Here is a 20,944-nt window from a genome sequence, read left to right on the forward strand (position 1 = left end):
TAGTTAGCAGTCAGTTCTGGCGGCGGACCGCGAGCAGTGCCGCAGCGACGAGCGCGACCAGCGCGACGCCGATGCCGAAGCCGGGCTGTCCGCTCTGGGGCGAGTCCGGCTCGGCCGTCGTGGTGGTGGGCGGCTGCGTCGTGGTCGGCGGCGTGGTCGTGGTGGTGGGCGGCTGCGTCGTCGTGGTCGGTGGCGTCGTCGTAGTCGTCGTATCCGGTTCGATAATCTCCATCTCGGCGGTCGCGTTCGAGTCACCGACGTACACGCCGTGCGTGTAGGTGCCGGGCTCGGCATCCGCGGTCACCTCGAACTCGACGGTCTGCCTGTCGCCGGCCGCGACCGTCACCTGGTTGGATTCGACCACGTCACCGTCGAAGCGGAACTCGACGGTCGCGGTGCCTTCGGTGCCACCGGTGTTCGAGACGGTCGCGGCGACGGTGAGGTTCTCACCCTGTGTGACCGTGCTCGGTGCGTCGAACGACGAGACGCCGATGTCGGCGACGCCGACGGTCTGGCCCTCGACGCTGTCGAGTTGCGTCGCGGAGTTGTGCGCGGTCGCGGTGAAGTTGGTGCCCGCGGGCACGTCGCTGAAGTCGAGGTCCAGGGACCACGTCCCGTTGGGGCCGACGGTCGCCTTCCCAGTTTCCAGGAACGGCTCGAGCGGGTCGTCGCTGTTCACGCGGACCTGAACCGTGGACCCGGGGGCGAGCGTGCTCGTCCCGGAGATGGTCTGGTTCGCAGTGGAGACCACGCTGAGTTCGCGGTTCGCGTCGGTATCGAAGCTGACCTCGCGGTTCGCGAGCTCGAACTCCGCGGTGACCGACTGGTCCGCGGACGCCAGGGTCCCGCTTTCGAGGACCGTGACGTTGGCCTCGAAGCGGTCACCGGCCTCGGTCGCGACCCAGTTGCCCGACCGGTTCGCCTCGAGGCTCTCCGTGGGCGTGACGAGGTAGTACGTGTCGTTCGCCCCGTCGGCGACGACCGTCGTGTTGTCCGGACCGAGGTCGATCTGCTTGCGCATGCGGTTCTTGTCCGGGTTCGTCTGCGTGACCGTCAGGGACAGTTCGCCACCGGTGAGGGCGAAGAACCGCTCGGTGACGGAGCCGCCGTTCTGGACCGCGATGGCACCATCGAGGCCCTCGGCGTCGAGCTCGTGGACCAGCACGTCACCCGAGGCGATGGTGTCGTCACGGGTCAGCGTGCCCTCGGTGACTGCGTCCTGGACGTCCGACGCCGACTGCAGGGTGGTCCCCTGCGGCGCGGTCCAGACGTTCAGGGCGTTCGTATCGCGCTGTCGGATGGTGAGCGTCCCGACGTCCTGGGCGTTGCCGGCCGGGTCGGTCCCGGCGTGTGAGGTGATGGTGTAATCGCCGGTGTCGATGAGCGACGGGAGCTGGGTCTGGTTCTCCCCGGCGACGATGGAAGCCGAGTCCTCGCTGTCCAGCGCGCTGTAGGCCGCATCGCCGTGGCCAGTGGCGTTCCCCATCGCGTACGTGTTCACGAGGAGCGTCACGGTGCCGTCGTCGTCACCGTCGGTGACGCTGACGTTGGCCGTGTAGCCCGCGTCCGGGCTGCCGACCTGCACGATTCCCTGGCTCGTTCCGACGACGTCGAGCTCGACTGCTGCCACGTCACCGCGCTGTTCGATGATGACGGTGTCGACGACCTGCACGTTCCCCGCGGCGGCCTGGCCGACGCTCACGTCCACGGAGGCCGTGTCGCCGGTGTCCACGACGGTGAACGTGAACGTGTAGTTCCCGGGGTCGATACCGTCGAAGTCCGCCGCGAGCACGTTCTCGGTGCTACCGTTGGTGAACTTCACGGCGTCGTTCTCGGAATCGTCGTCCGTGTCGACGAGCGTCCCCGTGCCTCCGAGGACGCTCTGGACCTGCAACGCGGTGAGCCCGGACGCAGAGACCCTGTAGTCGTAGCCGACACGGTTCGAGTCGAGGGTGAACGACGTCTGGGCGGCATCACCGTCGTTCTCGACGGTCACCGCGTCAGATTCCGCGCTGTACGTCTGGTTCGATATCTCGAACGTGATGTTCTTCGAGTAGTCCCCGACCGCGACGACGCGGTAGGTGTCGGTCTGGAGTCCCGACGTGTCGACGGAGATGCTTCCGTCCGCGTCCGTCACGATCTGGGTCTCGAATTTCCAGCCGTTGTCCGTCTGGCGATGCAACTCGACGGTGTCCGACGATGCGAAGACCGTATCGTTGACGAGGACCTGGCCGGCCCAGTATCGCTGGCCGTCCTCAAGGTCATCGGCGGCCACAGCACTGCCGGAGAACGCGACGACGCCCGCGAAGACGGACGTGACCAGCAGCGTCGCCAGCAGGATGCTGCGAACCTTGTCTATGTTTCCTGTCATACTTGGTGGAGTAGGGCGGCGGCAACTCCTTTCGTGCACGTCAGCTGGAGGGCCTACTCGGCGCTGCCACCATGGGTAGGGGCACAGCGAAAACTATCGGACGTGTATGATAAACTCCTTGTGGTAACTAAAATCTGATATTTAGTTTGGTAGTCCTCGACAACCATCCCGATGCCTCGGCCGGGGAGCGGACCAACGAGTAAACGCAGCTGTACGATGCCAGGCGGGAGAGAATCAGCACGGGACCCGGCGTAGCCACTGTGTCTCGTAGCGTCCGAAAGAAAGCGAAGTCAAGGACCGGACGAAGTCCGGTTAGTTAGCGTTTAGTTCTGGCGGCGGACTGCGAGCAGTGCCGCAGCGACGAGCGCGACGAGCGCGACGCCGATGCCGAAGCCGGGCTGGCCGTCACTGTCAGGCTCAGCCGTGGTGTCGGGTGCGTCAGTTGCCGTCGGGGTGGCGGTGGCCGTCGCGGTCGCGGTCGGGGTTGCCGTCGCGGTCGCGGTTGCCGTCGCCGTTGCGGTTGCGGTGTCCGTTGCCGGGGCAGTGACCTCGAGTTCCGCGGTGGAGCTCATGTCACCGACGTACACGCCGTGCGTGTACGTGCCGGGTTCGACGTCAGCCGGGAGGCTGAACTCAACGGACTCGGTTGCGCCAGCAGCGACGGTGACCTCTTCGGAGGCCACGGTGTCACCGTCGAAGCGGAATTCGACGGTCGCCGTGCCGGATGCGCCACCGGAGTTCGAGATCTCCGCGGTGACGGTGACAGTCTCGCCCTGCTCGACCGAGCTCGGCGCGTCGAGGGACGCGATGCTCAGGGAAGCAGCGCCAGTGACCTGGCCGTCAGCGGTATCGGCTTCTGCCGAGCCACCGGGACGGTCAGTGTCACGGACGGAGACCGTGAAGTTCGTGCCTGCCGGGACGTCACTGAAGTCGACGTTAGTCGACCACGTACCGTCAGCCTGCACCTTCGCGGTGCCGGTCTTCAGGAACGGGTTGTCGGCGTCAGCACTGTTGATACGGATGTTGAGGTCCGAGCCAGCTGCGAGCGTGCTCGTACCGGAGAGCGTCTGGTTCGTGTCGGAGCTCACAGCGACCTCGTCGTTCGCGTTGGTGTCGAGGGACACCGAGCGGCTGTCGATGTCGAAGCTCGCGGAGACGGCCTCGTCAGAGGAGGCGAGGTTACCGCTCTTGAGAACGGTGACCGTTGCGTCGTACTCGTCGCCAGCGGCGACGGAGACCCAGCTACCCGAGCGCTCGGCCATGAGGCCGTCCGTCGAGGTAACGAGGTAGTACGTGTTGTTGTCGGCATCGGCGATGACCGTCGTGTTGTCAGCGCCGAGTTCGATCATCTTCGGCTGGCGGTTCTGTGCCGGGTTGGTCTGCTCGACCTCCACGGACACGTCACTGACGTTGAAGAACCGGTCAGTGAGGGAGGAACCGTTTGCGACAGCAACTGCGCCCTCGAGGCCCTCAGCGTCGAGCTCGTGGACGAGGATGTCGCCAGCTGCGATGGAGCTGTCCTGCGTGATGACGCCGTCAGCGACTCCCGACTGGACGTCGGAAGCCGAGGAGACGCTAGCGTCTGCAGGCGCGGTCCAGACGTCCAGGCCGTTGGTGCTGCGCGAGCGGATGCTCAGCGTCGCAACGTCCTGGGAGTCGTCAGACGGGCTGGTGCCAGCGCGCGACGTGATTTCGTAGTCGCCGGTGTCGATGAGCGAGCCCAGCTGGCTCTGCTGACCGACAACCGAGGCAGTGTCCTTGCCCTCTGCGCTGAAGGTGGAAGCACCGTCGCCGGTGAAGTTACCCATCGCGTACGTGTTGACGAGGAGGGTAACCGTACCGTCGCCGTTAACGTCCTCGACAGTGAGGTTTGCTTCGTAGCCAGCGTCGTCGCTACCGATGGTGACAGCACCGTTGGAGGTGCCGGTCACGTCGAGTTCGATAGCTGCAACGTCACCGAGCTCTTCGGTGACGATCGTGTCGACGACCTGAACGTTACCTGCGGCAGGCTCCTCGACGGTCACGTCAACGGAAGCCGTCTCGCCGGTGTCGACGACCTCGAAGTTGAACGTGTAGTTGCCCGCTGCAACGCCGGTGAAGTTACCGGTGAGCGTCTTGCTCGTGGAGCCGGACTGCGGGTTGGTACCGAAGATGTCCTCAACCTCAGAGTCATCCAGGTCCGGGGAAGTAACGTTGTAGTTGTAGTTCGCACGGTTGGACTCGACGGTGAAGTCGAGGTTGCTACCAGCCTTGACGGTGCTGGAGGCAGCCGAGACAGAGAAGCTCTGCTCGGAGACACTGAAGTTCCGGGTGGTCCCGTTGTTGTCGGTAAGGACGTAGTCACCGGTCGTCAGGTCCGTCGTGTCAATGGTGAAATTACCATTGGAGTCCGTGAGAACCTCACTCACGAACGTACCGTCATCAGTCTGCAGTTCGATTGTTTCGTTCGCTCCGTAGATGTTGTTGGTGTCCTCAATGGTCTGGCCCGCCCAGTAGCGGTCGCCATCATTGAGAGGACTTGCAGCCGCACTGCCGGAGAACGCGATGGCGCCCGCGAATACGGACGTAATCATCAGCGCCGCCAGCAGGATGCTGCGTGCCTTGTCTTTGTTTCCTGTCATAGGTTGTATTGTAGGTTCGTTTCGGCGGCGACATTACCTTTCACGCCTGATGCCTGTGGGGGGCGACCAGGTGTACTCGGTACTGTCACCATGGGTAGGGGTACAACAGAAAGGCACGGACCATTGTTATAAATGCTTTGTGGTGAAGCACCAGTGGTGCGAACACGTCTCACACCCCCACTACCCCGTATTCTGGAGGTTTTCCGGTGACGCGATGAAATCGTAGCCGCCAGCACAAAGTACTTAAAGTAATCCGGGGTTCGGCCTCACAGATGGCGGAGAGAACGGCAGTATACGGCCGTTATCGGCCGATTGACTCGGTGTCGAGTTATCACTCGCGTTCGAGGAGTTCGACCTCGTGGCCGTCGTTGGTCCGGGTGAACGCGTACATGTCGTCACAGCTCGCGGGGTCGCGGTAGTCGTCGGCGTCGCGCAAGACGAGGTCGTCCCAGGCGTCGTCCAGGTCGTCGACGCGCACGCAGACGTGGCCCCAGGAGTCGCCCTGGTCGTAGGAGCGACCGTCGTAGTTGTAGGTCAGCTCCATCGACATCGCTTCCTCGGGGGCGTCCTCGGGCTTCATGAAGTAGAGCGCGAACGTGTCGAGTTCGGAGCGCCGGACGAGGTCGTAGTCGAGCTTGCGGGTCCACCAGCCGATGGCCGCGTCGGCGTCCTCGACGCGGACCATGGTGTGGTCGAGGCTCCACTTCGCGCCGTGGTCACGTTCGACGATCTCGACCTCGTGGCCGTCGGGGTCCTTCACGAAGGCGTAGGAGCCGCCACAGGAGTCGGGGTCGCGGTAGCCCTCGACGCCCTGGGTCATGAGTTCGTCGTAGGCGTCGTACACGTCCTCGACGCGGACCGCGATGTGGCCCCACGCGTCGCCCATCTCGTACGTGCGGTCGTCGTGGTTGTAGGTGAGTTCGAGCATCGCACCCTCGTCGTGCATGTCCTCGGGGCCGAGGTAGACGTTGGTGAAGGTGTCGGCCTCCCAGCGACCCTTCTCCTCGTAGTCCAGGTGTGTCTGGTACCATTCGAGCGAGGCCTCCAGGTCTTCGACTCGCAGCATCGTGTGGTCGAGTGTCGCTGACATGGCCGGCGATATGCCGAGAAGCCTGATAGGGATACCGGAACGGGAAGTCTGCGTGGGTGGAAGACGAGGACTGGCTGCGAATCCTCGCGTGCGCGATGAATTATTTGTAAGCTTCGCGTCGAACCAGCGGCCAGTACACCCACCACGCGAGGACGATGGCGACAAGACCGCCGACCGGAATCGCGGTCTGGTTCGGGCGCGCAAGGAACCCGAAGGCGAGCCGGAAACTGGTGATGCCAGAGAGCGCGAGCAGGCCACCGGTCAGGCGCGGGTCCTCGTGACCGGTCGCCGCCGCGACCAGTGCTGCCGCGAGCGCTGCACCGAGGGCGAGCGTGGCCAGTGGCCAGGCCTGCAGGAACGGTGGCAGACTGGCGAATCCGCCGGTGAAACGAAAGAGGTAGTCGTGGAGGAACGTCACATGGAGTGGTTCCGGATCGACCAGCGCCCAGGGGAACACCAGCGTGAACTCGCCGTTCGCGAGGACTGCAGTCCACGGGGTGAGGACGACGAGGAGGATGGCACCGATTCGGCGCAGGGCCGCGCGGGTGTCTGCAGTGGCTCCCACGCTCACTTGCGGAGGATGAGCTTCAGGATGTCCTCGTCCTGGAGGACGTGGTCTTCACCGACCTGCTGCCCGTCGTGTTTCGCACTCGGTCCGCGGATGCGCGCGAAGCGGAATCGCTTCTCGATGTCGCCGCCGAGCTTGGGCAGGGATTCGCCGATGGTCGACCCTTCGGGGACGACCAGGGGTTCCTCCCAGTCGATGCCGCGGCCGGGTTTGTCCATGTAGACGCGGATGAGGCCGAGGTGGTCCCAGATACGTTCTTTGAGGGCATCGAGGCCCTTCTCCTCCTGTGCGGAGATGAACGTCGCCTTGTCCGGGTTGAGGTCGCGCTTTCTGAGTTCCTCGTCGACGTGTTCCTTGTACTCGGGGTCGATGAGGTCGGCTTTGTTGACGGCGACGATGGACGGTGTGTACACGCGGTTGTCCATGATGCCGTCGATGAGCCGGTCGATGTCGAGTTCCTCGCCGAGATTGATGTCCGCGTTGACGTAGCCGTGTTCGCGCAGGACCTGTTTGATCGTGTCGTCGTCCATCGGCTGGTCGACCGTGGAGGTGACCTTGATGCCGTCTTTGATCTTCTTGCGGATGGTCACCCGGGGTGGGGTCTGGTCGATACGGACCTTGTTCTTGTACAGCTCCTCGCGCAGGCGGTCGTACTGCTCTATCTCGAATACGGAGAGGACGAACACGAGGAGGTCGGCGCTCCGGACGACAGAGAGCACCTCTTTCCCGCCACCACGACCTTCGGCGGCACCTTCGATGAGCCCTGGCACGTCCAGAAGCTGGATATTCGCACCCTTGATGTCGGCCATCCCGGGGTTAACCGTGAGCGTGGTGAACTCGTACTCGCCGGTCTCGGAGTCGGCGTTCGTCATCGCGTTGATGAGCGTCGACTTCCCGACACTCGGGAACCCGACGAGCGCGACCGAGGCGTCACCGTGCTTCTCGACGGCGTAGCCCTGGCCGCCGCCGCTGCCCGACTGCTGTTTCTCCAGCTTCTCTTTCTTCTGTGCGAGCTTCGACTTCAGCCGGCCGATGTGGGCCTCCGTCGACTTGTTGTAGGGCGTGTTGGATATCTCCTCCTCGATCGCCTCGATCTCCTCTTTCAGCCCCATTTGGTGCTAGGTCCGCCGTCGGTACCGAAAAACCTGTCCACTCGCTTCGTCGCCCACCCCCTGTGGCCCCCCCATTGCCAGCGGTAAGATACTTCGGTGCATTAATATCTAACGGCCGTGACGGCCGATACGAGGAATGCCAGACCCGTCGCAGCTCCGAGATAGCACCCAGATCGTGGTTCCCGACGACGCCCTGACAGAGGTGCGACAGGACCTGGACGAGGAGTTCATGCTCACCATCCTCGAGGAGGGTGGGTACTACCGCCTCGTCGGCAGTCCGGTCGAGATAAAACGGGCGAGCAAGTTCCTCGCCCGTCGCGGCGTTTCGATGCCCTGAACCCGGTTCGTATCGCCTCTCTACTACTCCCCGTTTTTCGCGCGACACTGTCACGACGACCGCGAGGTCGCTACGACTCTCGAAGCTCGGCGAGTGCAGCGAGCGTCCCCGTCGCGTGTGCACCCTCGAGAACAACGTCAGCAGCTGCTTTCGCGGCGTCGTCCGCGTTCGCGGTCGCGTAGCTTCGGCCGACGCGTTCGAAGGTGGACACGTCGTTCTCCGAGTCCCCGATCGCGACGAAGTCAGCGGGGTCGTAGCCGAGACGGGGGGCGACTTCTTCCAGCAGCCGGCCCTTGGACATGTCGCCCTGTTTGACGTGGTAGGCGTAGCCGGTGTCGACGACCTCGACGCCGTGGTCGGTCGCGATGCGCCGGAGGAGCTCCTCGTCGGCGTCGCGCCGGAGCGCGACCTCGGTCTCGCGCCAGCGGTTCACGAGGTCGGAGCGCCCCCAGCCGAGGTCGCCGCCGTTCTCGGTGAACGCCCGGACCGCGGCGGTCGCTGATTCACCGTCACCGTGGACCAGCACCTCGTCGTCGACGAAGCCGATACCGCCGTTCTCCGCGATGACGCGCTCTTCGATGCCGATGAACTGGCAGAGCGCGACCGGGTAGGGGAACGCTTTCCCGGTGGCGATGACGACAGGAGCGGGCCAGTCACGGATGGGGTCGAACACGCGCGGGTCGACGCCGTGGTCGGGTCGCGTGAGCGTCCCGTCGATGTCGAGGACGAGCGGGGGGAGGTCGGTCATACCTGTCCTCGGGGCAGGCGAAGTAAATCGTTCACGCTCTCCGGTGCGAGGAGTCACTATGGCAGAATCAGTCCGCCCGCAGGTCGTACAGCCGCCGGAAGACGAGCGTCGGGAACCGCGGTTCGAGCCGGCTCGGGGGCCGGCCAGCCCCGGCGGCGTGCTCGCTGGTCACGCGCTCGGTGATGCCAGCCTCGGCGAGTTCGTAGAGGAACCGCTTGACGGTCGCAGCCGACAGGTCCACGTCGGGCGAGGCGGCGATAGCCTCCGTGGCCGCCCCGACGGACTTTGCCGACTCCTCATCGAGGTCGACGAGTTTCCGGAGGACCAGCTGGCGGTTCGCCGGGAGGGTCAAGACGCGACCGAGCGACACCGATGGCCGGGGCACAGCATCCATCCCCGTCTCAAGGTCACGCTCCCGGATACGGTCGTGGCCTGCCTCGCTCGCCACGTCAGCGGCACCGAACAGGCCAGCGAGTGCATCGTGGGCGTCGCCTTGCGCCCAGTCCGCGAGCCGGCGGACCTGCTCGTGTTCGATCACCTGTCGCGCGAGTCCGTCGGACGCACGCGCCGTCAACACGTCGACCAGGGTGTGGCGCTCGTAGGCCGGAATCTCGATGCGTTCCGGCGGCCGGACCGCGTCGTCGAAGCTGTCCGGGTCGTCGCGTCCGACGGCCACCCACGAGAGCGATTCGGAGACGGGGTCGAAGCACTCGTCGAGCAGTTCCAGCGAGACCGTGTCCGCCTCTTCGACGTGGTCGACCGTGATGACCGCATCGCAGGTCGGTTTCTCGAGGTGTGCGACCAGCCGGTCGCGGAGGTCGTCGCTGCCGACACCCTGCTTCGGGACCGATTCCTCGAGTAGACCGTCGATGACCGCGTGATAGAGGCCGAGCTCGTTGTTCGCACGCCGAGCGTCGACGTAGACGAACGCTGGCGCGGTGCCACTCTGTGCGCGGGTGGTCGTGTGGATGGCAGAGCCGCCGTGAGAGACCAGTCTGTCGAGGTGCGAGCAGAGGCTGGTCAGCACCGCAGACTTACCCGCACCCGGCGGTCCCCAGACGTAGGCGTTCGGGGGCAGGCGCTGGTCGAATACGGGGTTGAAGTAGTCGAGCAACCGTTCGAGCACCGGCCCGCGGCCGGTGGGCTCCTCGACGTGAACGTCCGGGCTGATCGCGTCGTAATCCAGGACTACCGGCGCGTCTGCACCGTTTCGCTGGCGGCGGCGTATTCGTGTCTTGAGGTCCATAGTGTGTATCGCGGGCGACCGTATCGAAATCGGGACGGTGGTATGCCGGCGCTAAATAAAAGCCTGCTGGCAGTAGCCGATCACGGCAGCGGGACCCACCCGGCCTGGGGCAGGACACCGGCCATCGCGAGCACGGCGATGAAGAACGTGTTGACCACGATGGCGGCCGCGGGCGGGTCGAAGTGCGTGTCCGAGTGCGCGTAGAAGATGCGCTGGATGACCTCGCCGGTCAGCGCTCCGCTGATGCCGAAGGCAGCACCGACGAGGAGTGCAGGGACCATCGGCACCGCTTCTGCTGCAGGCACGATCGCGAGTGCGGCCGTGCTGGCGGGGAGGGAGATGTGGTGGGTGACCGGAATCTGTTCGACCCCACAGTTCAGGAACAGCAGGCTCGTCGCGCTGATACCGAACGCGAGGAAGTAGCTCCCCGTGGTGACGGCGACGTAGGCCGCGAGGATGCCGACCGTGAGGCCGATCATCGCGACGCCGCTCCACTTGTACTGGTGGGGGAGCCACGGTTCGACCTTGAGCCGTTCCTTCTGGACCACGCCACCGTCGGCGACGACCTCACCGCCCTCGGCGGTCTGGCGCATCTCCTCGGTCTCGAATGGGTCCATGTCGAAGATACTCCTTCCGCGGACCGTCCCGATGATGGAGTACCCCAGGATGAGCCGGTGGAAGACCGCAGAGAGCACGACGCCCATGGCGATGGGGTCCCACGGCATCGCGAAGCCGAACGAGACCTGTCGGACGATCATGCCCAGAATGCCGAACAGGCCCCCGACCACGAGGACGTCCGGCTTGGTACCGAGCGCGTGGGCGATGTTCTTCGCTTCGTGGTAGTCGAACCCGGTGTCCATGTATCCCTTCCGCGCGGCGTAGGCGGCCGCGGCTGCCCCGCCGGCGAAGGAGATGTGTGGCCCGAAGACGGGGCCGAACGCGATACTGCCGGTGATACCGACGGTGAACGCGTCCGCCCCGATGAGTCCCGCACCGGCGAGTTCCGCCTTGAGGATGTTGGCGGACTCGCCGATGAGCACCATGAACCCGGTGAAGATGAATGCCGGGAGCGCCCCGAGGGCGGCCCCGAACGCGCCGCCAGCGAATGCGGCAATCCAGAGTTCAGGTTGTGCAAGTGCGTCGGCGACAGCCTGAACTCCCATACCTAGTCACCTCCGTCCTGGGCCCAGTCGAGTGAGCGCTCGACGGCGTCGTGCCAGCGGCCGAACTTGCGGTCCATCTCCGCCTCGTCGGCGTCCGGGCTGAACTGGCGGTCGACCTGCCAGTTGTCGCGCAGCTCGTCGATGGTGTCCCAGTAGCCCACGGCGAGGCCAGCCGCGTACGCCGAACCGAGGGCGGTCGTCTCGTCGACCTCCGGCCGGGCGATCTCCGTGTCGATGATGTCGGACTGGAGCTGGCAGAGGAAGTTGTTCTTGACGGCCCCACCGTCGACGCGCAGGCGGTTCATCTCGATACCGGAGTCGGCCTCCATCGCCTCCGCGACGTCGCGGGTCTGGTACGCGATGGACTCGAGGGTCGCCCGCACGATGTGCTCGCGGCGGGTACCCCGCGTCATGCCGACGATGGTCCCGCGGGCGCGGCCGTCCCAGTGCGGGGCACCGAGCCCGGTGAAGGCAGGGACGACGTAGACGCCGTCGGTCGATTCGACGCTGCGGGCGAGCTCTGCGGTCTCGGCCGGGTCGTTGATGAGGTCGACGTCCTCCAGCCACTCGATGGCGGCTCCCGTGATGAAGATGGAGCCTTCGAGCGCGTACTGGACGGGCTCGCCAGAGCGCTGGAATCCGATGGTCGTGAGCAGACCGTGGTCGGACGTGACAGCTTCTTCGCCGGTGTTCATCAGGAAGAACGACCCCGTTCCGTAGGTGTTCTTCGCGTCACCTTCGTCGAAACAGGTCTGCCCGAACAGGGCGGCCTGCTGGTCACCCAGCGCACCGGCGACGGGGACCTCCGCACCAAGGAAGCCCTCGGCGTCGGTGGTGCCGTAGGTATCCTCGTCGCTGGACGGACGAACCTCGGGGAGCAGGCTGGCCGGCACGTCGAACTCCTCGAGGAGTTCGTCGTCCCACTCCATCTCCCGGATGTTGTACAGCATCGTCCGGGACGCGTTCGTGACGTCCGTGATGTGGTTGCCCGTGAGCTTGTAGATGAGCCACGAGTCGATGGTCCCCATGCGGAGTTCCCCGGCCTCTGCGCGGTCGCGGACGTCCTGTGGACGCGACCGTTCCATCTTGATGGGGTCTGCATTGTCGAGCAGCCACTCGGCCTTCGTCGCCGAGAAGTACGCGTCGGCCTCGAGGCCGGTCTTCTCGCGGATCCATTCGACCTTGTCTTCCTCCTGGAGGACCTCGACGCGGTCGGTCGTCCGGCGGTCCTGCCAGACCAGCGCGTTGTGGATGGGCTTGCCCGTTTCAGGGTCCCAGATGAGCGTCGTCTCGCGCTGGTTCGTGATGCCGAGCGCCTCGAGCTGCTCGGCCTCGACACCGGCCTCGGTCAGCGCTCTCGTCACCACCTCCTTCGTGTTCTCCCAGATCTCCATGGGGTCGTGCTCGACCCAGCCCGGCTCCGGGTAGATCTGTTCGTGCTTCTCGTAGGCGTTGGCGACCACCTGTCCGCTGTGGTCGAACACCATGAAGCGCGTCCCTGTCGTTCCCTGGTCGATCGCACCGACGTAGCTGTTTCGTGCCATGGTTGGTCCGGGCGGCCGACTACTTTATCGAAGGTCGGCCACTGGGGGTAAAGTGTATGGTCCATCATGATAAAACCCTGTGAATACAATCAACAATTCGACAAGAAACTCCACTTTCCGCCCGTATTCGGCGAGAGACACCGGGTAATCGAGGAACGACCCCAGAAGTTACTGAAGGCCTCCCCCCACAGGATAAAAAATAAAGTAGCTACGCCACGGAGTTGAGATAACTGGATGGCATCGAGAACAGACGTTCTGGTCATCGGCGGGGGCTCGACGGGCACCGGTATCGCCCGAGACCTCGCGATGCGTGGGCTCGACGTGACACTCGTCGAGCAGGGTAACCTGACCCACGGGACGACGGGCCGGATGCACGGCCTGCTCCACAGCGGCGGCCGGTACGCCGTCGCCGACCAGGCGAGTGCGACGGAGTGCATCGAGGAGAACCGCGTTCTCCGGGACATCGCGGGTCACTGCGTCGAGATGACCGGTGGCCTGTTCGTGAAACGACCCGAGGACACCGAGGAGTACTTCGAGGAGAAGCTGCAGGGCTGTGCCGACTGTGGCATCCCCGCCGAGGTCCTCTCGCGGGAGGAAGCACGCGAGGTCGAACCCTACCTCGCGAAGGACGTCGACAAGGCCATCGAAGTACCCGACGGCGCGGTCGACCCGTTCCGGCTCTGCGTCGCGAACGCTATCTCCGCCGAACAGCACGGCGGGCGCGTCGAGACCCACGCGAAGGTCATCGACCTGTTGACCGACGGCGACCGCGTGACGGGCGCACGGGTGAAACACGAATCCGGACCGGGCAAGCGCGAGCACGGCCTGCCCGGTCAGGAGGAGGACATCCACGCCGACTACGTCGTCAATGCCACCGGGGCGTGGGCCGGCCGCATCGGCGAGATGGCCGGCGTGGACGTGGAGGTCCGCCCCTCCAAGGGGGTCATGGTCGTGATGAACGTCCGGCAGGTCGACACGGTCATCAACCGCTGCAAGCCCAAGGGCGACGCCGACATCGTGGTTCCCCACGAGACCACGGCCATCCTCGGCACGACCGACGAGGAGGTCTCCGACCCCGAGGACTACCCCGAGGAGGGCTGGGAGGTCGACAAGATGATAGACGAACTCTCCCAGCTCGTCCCCATCCTGCAGGACGCGAGAACGGTCCGGTCGTTCTGGGGCGTCCGCCCGCTGTACGAACCGCCGGACACCGGCACGACGGACCCGACCGACATCACGCGGGACTTCTTCCTGCTCGACCACGAGGAGCGCGACGGTCTCGATGGACTCACCAGCGTCGTCGGCGGGAAGTTCACCACCTACCGCATGATGGCCGAGGACGTGGCCGACCACGTCTGTGACGTATTGGGCGTGAACGCCTCGTGCCAGACCGCCGAGGTCCCCCTCCCCGGCAGTGAGAACCCCGAACGCCTCGACAAGGGGATGAACGCCTACGGGCTGCGCTCCCCGGTCGCCCGCCGGAGCAAGGAGCGTCTCGGCTCGCGCGCAGACGACGTGCTCTCCTCGACCAGTCCGAACCCGGTGCTGTGCGAGTGCGAGGCCGTCACCCGCGCCGAGGTGCGGGACGCCATCGACCAGTCCGGCACGGACCTCAACGCGGTGCGTATCCGAACCCGCGCCTCGATGGGCAACTGTCAGGGCGGGATGTGCTGTCACCGGCTCGCGAACGAACTCCACCCCGAGTACGATTCCGAGAAAGCCGGTGACGCCCTCGACGAACTCTGGCAGGAGCGCTGGAAGGGCGAGCGACATGCCCTGTGGGGTGAGCAGCTCGAACAGGCGATGCTCAACCACGCGATGCACGCGACCACCTGGAACCGCGGGAACGAACACGAGGCCGATGACATCGACTGGAGCGAGTTCGGGGGTGCCGACCGATGATCGAAGACGACGTGCTCGTCGTCGGTGGTGGGCTCGCAGGTTCCACAGCAGCCCTCGCCGCAGCCAAGACTGGGGCGGACGTACGCCTCGTCTCCGCGAAGGAGAGCACGATGCGCCAGGCGTCGGGGCTCGCTGACTGTCTCGGATACGCCGGGCCGGAGGGCGACCTGCTGGCCGACCCCTTCTCCGCCATCGACGACCTGCCCGAGGACCACCCCTACCGAATCACCGGCGAGGAGGCCATCCGCGAGGGCTTCGCACTTTTCGACGAGGTGACCGGCGACGCCTACGCAGAAGCGGAGGGAGAAGACGACCGGAACGTCCTCGTGCCGACCACGCAGGGAACGGTCAAACCCACGTTCCGGTACCCGACGAGCATGGAAGCCGGCCTCGCGGGCGATGGGCGCGCCACCCTCCTCGTGAGCTTCGAGTCGGACCCGGACTTCGACGCCCCACTCGCCGCGAACCAGCTGGACGAGACGATTCCCGGCGACGTGGCGGGGGTCGAGATATCCTTCCCGGTCGACCTCCGCGACGACGTGAAACCCACCAGAATCGCCAAGCTCCTGCAGGAGGACGGCGGTGTCCGGGGCGACCTCGCGCGCGCTGTCGAACCCCACCTAGAGGACGCGGACGCCGAGCGCGTCGGCTTCCCGGCAGTCCTCGGCGAGAAGCCCGGGCCGGTCGTCGACTCCCTGTCGAAGGCCCTCGGCGTTCCGGTGTTCGAGGTGCCGACCGGGCCGCCGAGCCTGCCGGGGATGCGCCTGCGCGACCGAATGCGGTCGGCCCTGCTCGACGCGGGCGTGGCCGTCACGACCGGCTGCCCGATGGTCGACTTCGAGGCCGAGGATGGCAGAATCGACGTGCTGGAGATGGACAGGAACGGCGCAGCCATCCCCCACTACCCCGAGCAGGTCGTCCTCGCCACCGGCGGCCTGGTCGGCGGCGGTATCGACACCGACCGCGAATCGGTGCGCGAACCCCTGTTCGACCTGCACGTGCCCCACCCCGAGGACCGGTACGACTGGTCAGCCGAGGCCGCCTTCGGTGACCACGCGTTCGCCCGGTTCGGGGTGCGAATCGACGACGACGGCCGCCCGCTCGACGAATCTGGGAGGGCGGCCTACGAGAACCTCCGCGCGGCCGGCAGCGTCGTCGGCGGGGCGGACTTCGCGACGGAACTCTCAGGCAGCGGCATCTCGCTCGCGACCGGCTGGCTCGCCGGCACGCGGGCAGGAGACAATCTATGAGTACTGACGAGACGACTACCAACAGCGACGACGAGTTCGAACCGATACAGGTGTTCCCCGAGGGCGAGGCCGACCTCCGCCCCGGCGCGGACAGCTGCTACAAATGCTCGACCTGCGACACCTCGTGCCCCGTCGCCGAGGTGGACGACGAGTTCCCCGGTCCGAAGTTCCAGGGCCCCGAGCAGTGGCGGCTCAAGCAGAAGGAGGACACAGACATCGACAAGTCGGTGATGAAGTGCTCGAACTGCATGCGCTGTGACGGCGCGTGCCCGGCCGACGTGCCCCTCAGCCAGATGCACAACACGGCCCGCGCCGAGTACGTCGACGAACACTTGGACACCTTCTCGCGGGAGTACGTCCGCAACAAGATCCTCGCGAACTACGGCCGCCTCGGCAAGCTCGGCTCGATGTTCCCGCGTCTCACCAACTTCGTGATGGGGAACTCCCTCATCCAGACGGTCAACGAGAAACTGCTCGGCATCACCGCCGAGCGCGACTTCCCCGAATTCGCGACCGAGACCTTCCGCGAGTGGTTCGAGAAACGTGGTGGTGCGCAGGTCCAGAGCGAAGAGAAACGCATCGCGTACTTCCACGGCGACTACGCGAACTATAACACGCCCGAGGTCGGAAAAGCGCTCGTCGAGACCTTCGAACACTTCGGCTACGAGGTCGCCGTCCCGGAACAGCGCTGTTCTGGCACTCCGATGTTCGCCAACGGGATGCTCGACGACGCCCACCGCGCCGCCAAGTTCAACGTCGAGACCTTCGCCGACCTCGTCGACGACGGCTACGACGTCATCTGCTCGTGCACCTCCTGTTCGATGGCGCTCCGCCAGGAGTACCCCGAACTGTTCGACTTCGAGGACACCGAGCGCGTCGCGGCACACACCTACGACGCCGTCGAGTACCTGCGCACCTTCGAGGACCTCGAAGGCGAACTCGGTGCTACCGAGGACTACGACGGGGAGTTCGACGACCTGGCCTACCACGCCCCCTGTCACGCCCGCAACCAGGGTCTCGACGGGCAGGCCGTCGAAGTCCTCGGGAACGTCGACGGCGTCGACGCACACGACGTCGGCGAGTCCTGCTCCGGCATCTCCGGCACCTACGGCTGGAAGGAGGAGAACTACGAGAACTCGATGGCTATCGGTGAGGAGATGTTCGACCACATGGACGAGGCCCCCGCGGAGACCGGGCTGACCGAGTGTCCGACCTGTGCCATGCAGATGGAACACGGGAGCGGCTACGACGTCCGGCACACGCTGGAGGTCGTCGCGGATGCGCTTGGGGGCGACTGAGTCTGCAAGGCGTGGGTCGGATTGTGGTCTAGAGAATATCGTTTTCTACCAGAAATTTAAGTGCTCTAAACTGTACGTGTAGGTATAGACCCGACTGGCACGCATCACCGGACGCTGGCGATGGACCGGGTGTCGAATCGATGGGCAACGACGACTCCCTCCCTTGGACGCGTCACGATTCACACGGTCACCGCCTGCTGTGACATGCTGATGTAGTGGGAACACCGCCTAGGAGCGTAGACAACCGTCGTTATCACCAGAGAGAATGAAAATAAGCTATCAGACGACCGAGGACCCAACTGGTGTGGTCATCAAAGACCACGTGAAGCAGCGTCAGGTTAGAGTAGTGACTGATCGAGATGTTGTGCCAGAAGTGAGTAGTACGTCCTCATTTAAATACCCGGTCGACGAGGCATTCACGATTAGGGCCAAGCGGTTGTCCCTTCGGCAATCACCGTGGGTGTATCTCCGAAGTTCAGACGGCGAGTACGACCAAACGATACGTACCCACGAGTCGATAGAACTTGAAGCCGGATACTACAGTTTAGATTTCACTACTCCGGTGAAAATATACGCGCGTTTCTCGGACGGTGCCTCGATCTCGAAAGGGATGGAAACGTTCCAAATCGAATTCTCGGAACCAACGGATATCGAGTTCGGTGTACGCTCCTACCACAAACGACCGGCCGGTTCGATTACAACTACGGGAGAGCCTGCCGATTTAATGTCCGCCATCAGTACTCTCTCTTCCTCTCTTAAAACCATGTCCTGCGAACGGTCATATCCCACTCTCAGAGGTTATCCTCCACGAATCGAACTTGGAGACGAACTACGCATCCCAGATCAGTTCGAACGCCCAAAAACGGGGATAGAGTTCATCGTTCCTCCTCAACTTGATTACCTCTTCTCTGCAGCCCCGCTCACGTACTATTTGGGAGCAGAGCTCGTTCCCGGGCGCAGTCCTCGACTCGTCACTGACCATTTCGAATACCAGTTCGATACCAACGGAAGGTTTGAGACCGAGGTCAGTGAGTTACTGAAACAGTTTTTGTTCCTCGATTGTGTGGTTCGGACAGAAGGATTGTACCAGGTCGACCTACACGAGCGCCATGAGGTCGAATCTTCTCTTCCCTTCGACATAAAAAACATCTACGACTGGCCATTGCGTGAGCAGCTACCTTCCTATCTCGAGGTATCTTTCGACGAAATCGAACCTTACATCCCAAGATGGTGTCTCACCGCGTATCTCCCCCCTCGACCCAAAGACGTGAGAGCGATTCCACACATCGTGAACGAACTCGGGATCATCCGGGAGCCGCGCGCGCACGAGCGCGCCTTCGAGCGCTCTGTTTCTGAACCCGGGTCACCCAGGAGAGCGGTTAAGCCACAAAAGAGGAGTGTCGAAGATGAAGAAGAGCTACTGAATCTGGTAGAGCCGATAATAAGCGATGATTCGATCGAGCACGCGTGGTTCGGTGACGGTGTCCCTGTCGGAGCATCAAAATCGTCAGTAGAATCGTTCGAACACCAGCTTGACGAGATAGAGAGGAACGACTCTATCGATATCACGGTCGTTTGTAACGACCCGAATATGATAGACGAGCAGGAAACTCTCGACCGGGTCTACGGTGACCGTGAAGAACATCCGTTCAGTGTGACTACGTTCTTCGGCGTCTCGAAGCAAAAACTGGCCGAAATCCTACAAGAAGGTCAGTCTGACCTCTTACACTACATCGGCCACGCCACCCCGGATGGACTACGTTGCAGCGACGGTGAACTGGATATCCGTGAGCTTGACGCCGTGTCATTGAATGTATTTCTCCTCAACGCTTGTCGTTCGTTCGAACAGGCTGAAGCACTTGTAAAAAAAGGCGCGTACGGGGGCGTCGCGACGCTCGGCGATATAGTTAACGAGCATGCTGTGGAGGTCGGGCAGGCGATAGCGCATCTGCTAAACCTTGGCTTCCCTCTTCGAGCGACAGTTGAATTAGTGCACAAGCACGGCAGTATCGGACAGCGGTATATTATTGTCGGCGACGGTTCCCTCGACATCGTACAACCCGATGCAGGTGCTCCGATGATAAGTTCGATTGAAAAAATCGAGAACGATGATTACGAACTCTCCATCCAGCTCTTCCCTACGAAATTCCAACAGATAGGAACGACCGTCACGCCACATTTGGATGATATTAAGAAGCACTTCTTACATCCGGGAACTATCGGAGGACTGACCATCAATAAGAGCCAGTTAATCGACTACTTGACCTGGAACAACTATCCATTTGATATGGGCGGCGAGATTAACTGGAACGAGACGCTCGGTGTCGTCCTCTTCGAGGACTAGATTATCTGTGTCTATTTCTGCTACTCAAATGAAGGACGGATTCAGGGCCCGACATTCGTACTGTTCCCAGCGGCGACCGGTGCCGCCTGCATGAGCAGGAGTCCAATCATAAACAGCACGCCGATCATCCGCGGGTGTTCTGCGAGGTAGTTCGCCAGGGTGTCGTTGTCTTCTTCCATGACAACACCACCTTTGGTAGTGAATGACATTAATCTATCTTAAATTTACTTATAAAAAATACATATTTCTTACGTGTTTTGAAGACATATGTAGCTAATTTCTCCAAATCTGTGGACGCACGTTCCAATATTCTGCTCAAAATTTTCTGCTTGCCGCTAGAAATCACCGATAAAAATTACATTCGGATAATGTTTGGTTCGCTCTCCACCAGCCGGGCTCAGGCGTACTCGAAGTCCTCGGTCACGTAATCGACCCCGAGGACCAACACGCCACCGATCAGCGCGATACCCACGATGGCAGCCATCGATTCCCCCGAACTCAGATCGCCCTCGTCGAGGATGTCCACGAGCGGGAGTCGAAGCCCGCCCACCATGAGGCTCACCAGGAAGGTCAGCGTCGCCTCGCGGTAGTTGTCGAGTGCCCAGTCGATGATACGGGACATCGAGAGCAGGCCGAGCGCCATCCCGGTACAGAACGTGACGACCACCACGCCCGACTCGGCGACGGGGCCGAAGTCACCGCCGCTGGCGAGCGACAGCAGCCCGTCGACGAAGCGTTTCAGCGTCCCGGTCATGTACTCGTACTGCTGGAGGATGACGAGGAAGAACGACCCAGAGACGCCCGGCAAGACCATCGCCGAGACCGCGATAGCTCCCGAGACGAAGACGACCGGCGTCGAGTGCCCGAGCGCGTTCGACGGAATCATCGTCACGCCGGCCGCGATGATGACGCCAGCCGCGCCGACGAGCAGTCGGCGGGGTGTCGAGACGTCGACCTCCTGGTAGAGGACGACCGCAGAGGCCGCGATGAGTCCGAAGAAGAACGCGGCCACCAGCGCGGGGTACTGCTGGATGGCGGCGTGGAGGACCCGGGAGAGGGTGATGACGGCCGTCGCGATACCGAGGCCGAGGACGAGCAGAAACGGTGCGTCGACGCGGTAGAAGAGCTCGCGGAGGGCGGCCCGACCCGACTCCTCGTGCACACGAAGGACGTGTTGGAGGTCACGCGGGTCGAACGCGGTGATGGCCTCTATGAGCCGTTCGTAGATGCCGGTGATGAGCGCGATGGTGCCGCCAGAGACACCGGGGACGGTGTCGGCAGCGCCCATCATGAACCCCTTCAGGTAGACCGCGAATGACTCACGCATCGCTCTCAGGTATCGCTGGAAGC

General features: G+C 63.6%; 16 protein-coding genes. 5 read left to right on the plus strand and 11 right to left on the minus strand.

Annotation, left to right across the window (positions count from 1 at the left end):
• Nucleotides 1–10 precede the first annotated feature (10 nt).
• From N6C22_RS13320 to N6C22_RS13340, 5 genes are all read right to left on the minus strand, one after another.
• Nucleotides 11–2,371, minus strand: a complete 2,361-nt coding sequence (locus N6C22_RS13320) for a BGTF surface domain-containing protein (protein ID WP_261651605.1) — start codon at nt 2,369–2,371, stop codon at nt 11–13.
• A 323-nt stretch (nt 2,372–2,694) separates the two neighbouring features.
• Nucleotides 2,695–4,992: a BGTF surface domain-containing protein gene (locus tag N6C22_RS13325; RefSeq protein ID WP_261651606.1), complete on the minus strand. Its 2,298-nt coding sequence runs from the start codon at nt 4,990–4,992 to the stop codon at nt 2,695–2,697.
• Nucleotides 4,993–5,323: 331 nt separating this feature from the next.
• Nucleotides 5,324–6,082, minus strand: a complete 759-nt coding sequence (locus tag N6C22_RS13330) for a VOC family protein (protein WP_261651607.1) — start codon at nt 6,080–6,082, stop codon at nt 5,324–5,326.
• A gap of 100 nt (nt 6,083–6,182) precedes the next feature.
• The gene (locus N6C22_RS13335) at nt 6,183–6,647 is read right to left on the minus strand and encodes a TIGR04206 family protein (RefSeq protein WP_261651608.1); all 465 of its coding nucleotides are present in this window, start codon (nt 6,645–6,647) and stop codon (nt 6,183–6,185) included.
• Nucleotides 6,648–6,649: 2 nt separating this feature from the next.
• Nucleotides 6,650–7,762, minus strand: coding sequence for a GTP-binding protein (locus N6C22_RS13340; RefSeq protein ID WP_261651609.1), 1,113 nt, complete (start codon nt 7,760–7,762; stop codon nt 6,650–6,652).
• A 136-nt stretch (nt 7,763–7,898) separates the two neighbouring features.
• Between N6C22_RS13340 and N6C22_RS13345 the strand changes: the two genes are divergently transcribed.
• Nucleotides 7,899–8,099 carry a hypothetical protein gene (locus tag N6C22_RS13345; protein ID WP_261651610.1) on the plus strand — a complete coding sequence of 67 codons (201 nt, stop codon included), beginning with the start codon at nt 7,899–7,901 and terminating at the stop codon, nt 8,097–8,099.
• Nucleotides 8,100–8,169: 70 nt separating this feature from the next.
• Here the strand turns inward: N6C22_RS13345 and N6C22_RS13350 are convergent, their stop codons facing one another.
• From N6C22_RS13350 to glpK, 4 genes are all read right to left on the minus strand, one after another.
• Nucleotides 8,170–8,847, minus strand: coding sequence for a phosphoglycolate phosphatase (locus tag N6C22_RS13350; RefSeq protein ID WP_261651611.1), 678 nt, complete (start codon nt 8,845–8,847; stop codon nt 8,170–8,172).
• A gap of 67 nt (nt 8,848–8,914) precedes the next feature.
• A complete protein-coding gene (locus N6C22_RS13355) occupies nt 8,915–10,093 on the minus strand; it encodes a Cdc6/Cdc18 family protein (protein ID WP_261651612.1) in 1,179 nt (392 codons plus the stop codon).
• Nucleotides 10,094–10,173: 80 nt separating this feature from the next.
• Nucleotides 10,174–11,256 (minus strand): hypothetical protein, encoded by a 1,083-nt coding sequence (locus N6C22_RS13360; protein WP_261651613.1) that lies wholly within the window; start codon nt 11,254–11,256, stop codon nt 10,174–10,176.
• A gap of 2 nt (nt 11,257–11,258) precedes the next feature.
• Nucleotides 11,259–12,800, minus strand: a complete 1,542-nt coding sequence (glpK, locus tag N6C22_RS13365) for a glycerol kinase GlpK (RefSeq protein ID WP_261651614.1) — start codon at nt 12,798–12,800, stop codon at nt 11,259–11,261.
• A 234-nt stretch (nt 12,801–13,034) separates the two neighbouring features.
• Here glpK and glpA point away from each other — a divergent pair, with 234 nt between their 5' ends.
• The 4 genes from glpA to N6C22_RS13385 all read left to right on the plus strand — a co-directional run bounded on the left by glpA (nt 13,035) and on the right by N6C22_RS13385 (nt 19,594).
• On the plus strand, nt 13,035–14,702 hold the full coding sequence (gene glpA / locus N6C22_RS13370; RefSeq protein WP_261651615.1) for an anaerobic glycerol-3-phosphate dehydrogenase subunit GlpA: 1,668 nt from the start codon (nt 13,035–13,037) through the stop codon (nt 14,700–14,702).
• On the plus strand, nt 14,699–15,952 hold the full coding sequence (gene glpB, locus N6C22_RS13375; RefSeq protein ID WP_261651616.1) for a glycerol-3-phosphate dehydrogenase subunit GlpB: 1,254 nt from the start codon (nt 14,699–14,701) through the stop codon (nt 15,950–15,952). Before glpA ends, glpB begins: the two co-directional genes overlap by 4 nt.
• Nucleotides 15,949–17,250, plus strand: a complete 1,302-nt coding sequence (locus tag N6C22_RS13380) for an anaerobic glycerol-3-phosphate dehydrogenase subunit C (protein WP_261651617.1) — start codon at nt 15,949–15,951, stop codon at nt 17,248–17,250. The genes glpB and N6C22_RS13380 overlap by 4 nt, the downstream gene beginning before the upstream one ends.
• A gap of 304 nt (nt 17,251–17,554) precedes the next feature.
• Nucleotides 17,555–19,594, plus strand: coding sequence for a hypothetical protein (locus tag N6C22_RS13385; protein WP_261651618.1), 2,040 nt, complete (start codon nt 17,555–17,557; stop codon nt 19,592–19,594).
• Between the two features lie 41 nt (nt 19,595–19,635).
• On the opposite strand, the gene N6C22_RS13390 is transcribed toward N6C22_RS13385, so the two are convergent.
• Both N6C22_RS13390 and N6C22_RS13395 read right to left on the minus strand, forming a co-directional pair.
• Nucleotides 19,636–19,773, minus strand: coding sequence for a hypothetical protein (locus N6C22_RS13390; protein ID WP_261651619.1), 138 nt, complete (start codon nt 19,771–19,773; stop codon nt 19,636–19,638).
• Nucleotides 19,774–19,991: 218 nt separating this feature from the next.
• On the minus strand, nt 19,992–20,921 hold the full coding sequence (locus N6C22_RS13395) for a DUF368 domain-containing protein (RefSeq protein WP_261651620.1): 930 nt from the start codon (nt 20,919–20,921) through the stop codon (nt 19,992–19,994).
• Between the last annotated feature and the right edge of the window lie 23 nt (nt 20,922–20,944).

It is taken from the genome of Haloarchaeobius sp. HME9146 (assembly GCF_025399835.1).
Taxonomy (GTDB): domain Archaea; phylum Halobacteriota; class Halobacteria; order Halobacteriales; family Natrialbaceae; genus Haloarchaeobius.

Coding starts and splice junctions, on each gene's coding strand:
- N6C22_RS13395 (WP_261651620.1), bottom strand. CDS start 20,921: ATGCGTGAGTCATTCGCGGTCTACCTGAAGGGGTTCATGATGGGCGCT.
- N6C22_RS13390 (WP_261651619.1), bottom strand. CDS start 19,773: ATGGAAGAAGACAACGACACCCTGGCGAACTACCTCGCAGAACACCCG.
- glpA (WP_261651615.1), top strand. CDS start 13,035: ATGGCATCGAGAACAGACGTTCTGGTCATCGGCGGGGGCTCGACGGGC.
- glpB (WP_261651616.1), top strand. CDS start 14,699: ATGATCGAAGACGACGTGCTCGTCGTCGGTGGTGGGCTCGCAGGTTCC.
- N6C22_RS13330 (WP_261651607.1), bottom strand. CDS start 6,082: ATGTCAGCGACACTCGACCACACGATGCTGCGAGTCGAAGACCTGGAG.
- N6C22_RS13380 (WP_261651617.1), top strand. CDS start 15,949: ATGAGTACTGACGAGACGACTACCAACAGCGACGACGAGTTCGAACCG.
- glpK (WP_261651614.1), bottom strand. CDS start 12,800: ATGGCACGAAACAGCTACGTCGGTGCGATCGACCAGGGAACGACAGGG.
- N6C22_RS13350 (WP_261651611.1), bottom strand. CDS start 8,847: ATGACCGACCTCCCCCCGCTCGTCCTCGACATCGACGGGACGCTCACG.
- N6C22_RS13325 (WP_261651606.1), bottom strand. CDS start 4,992: ATGACAGGAAACAAAGACAAGGCACGCAGCATCCTGCTGGCGGCGCTG.
- N6C22_RS13360 (WP_261651613.1), bottom strand. CDS start 11,256: ATGGGAGTTCAGGCTGTCGCCGACGCACTTGCACAACCTGAACTCTGG.
- N6C22_RS13355 (WP_261651612.1), bottom strand. CDS start 10,093: ATGGACCTCAAGACACGAATACGCCGCCGCCAGCGAAACGGTGCAGAC.
- N6C22_RS13320 (WP_261651605.1), bottom strand. CDS start 2,371: ATGACAGGAAACATAGACAAGGTTCGCAGCATCCTGCTGGCGACGCTG.
- N6C22_RS13340 (WP_261651609.1), bottom strand. CDS start 7,762: ATGGGGCTGAAAGAGGAGATCGAGGCGATCGAGGAGGAGATATCCAAC.
- N6C22_RS13345 (WP_261651610.1), top strand. CDS start 7,899: ATGCCAGACCCGTCGCAGCTCCGAGATAGCACCCAGATCGTGGTTCCC.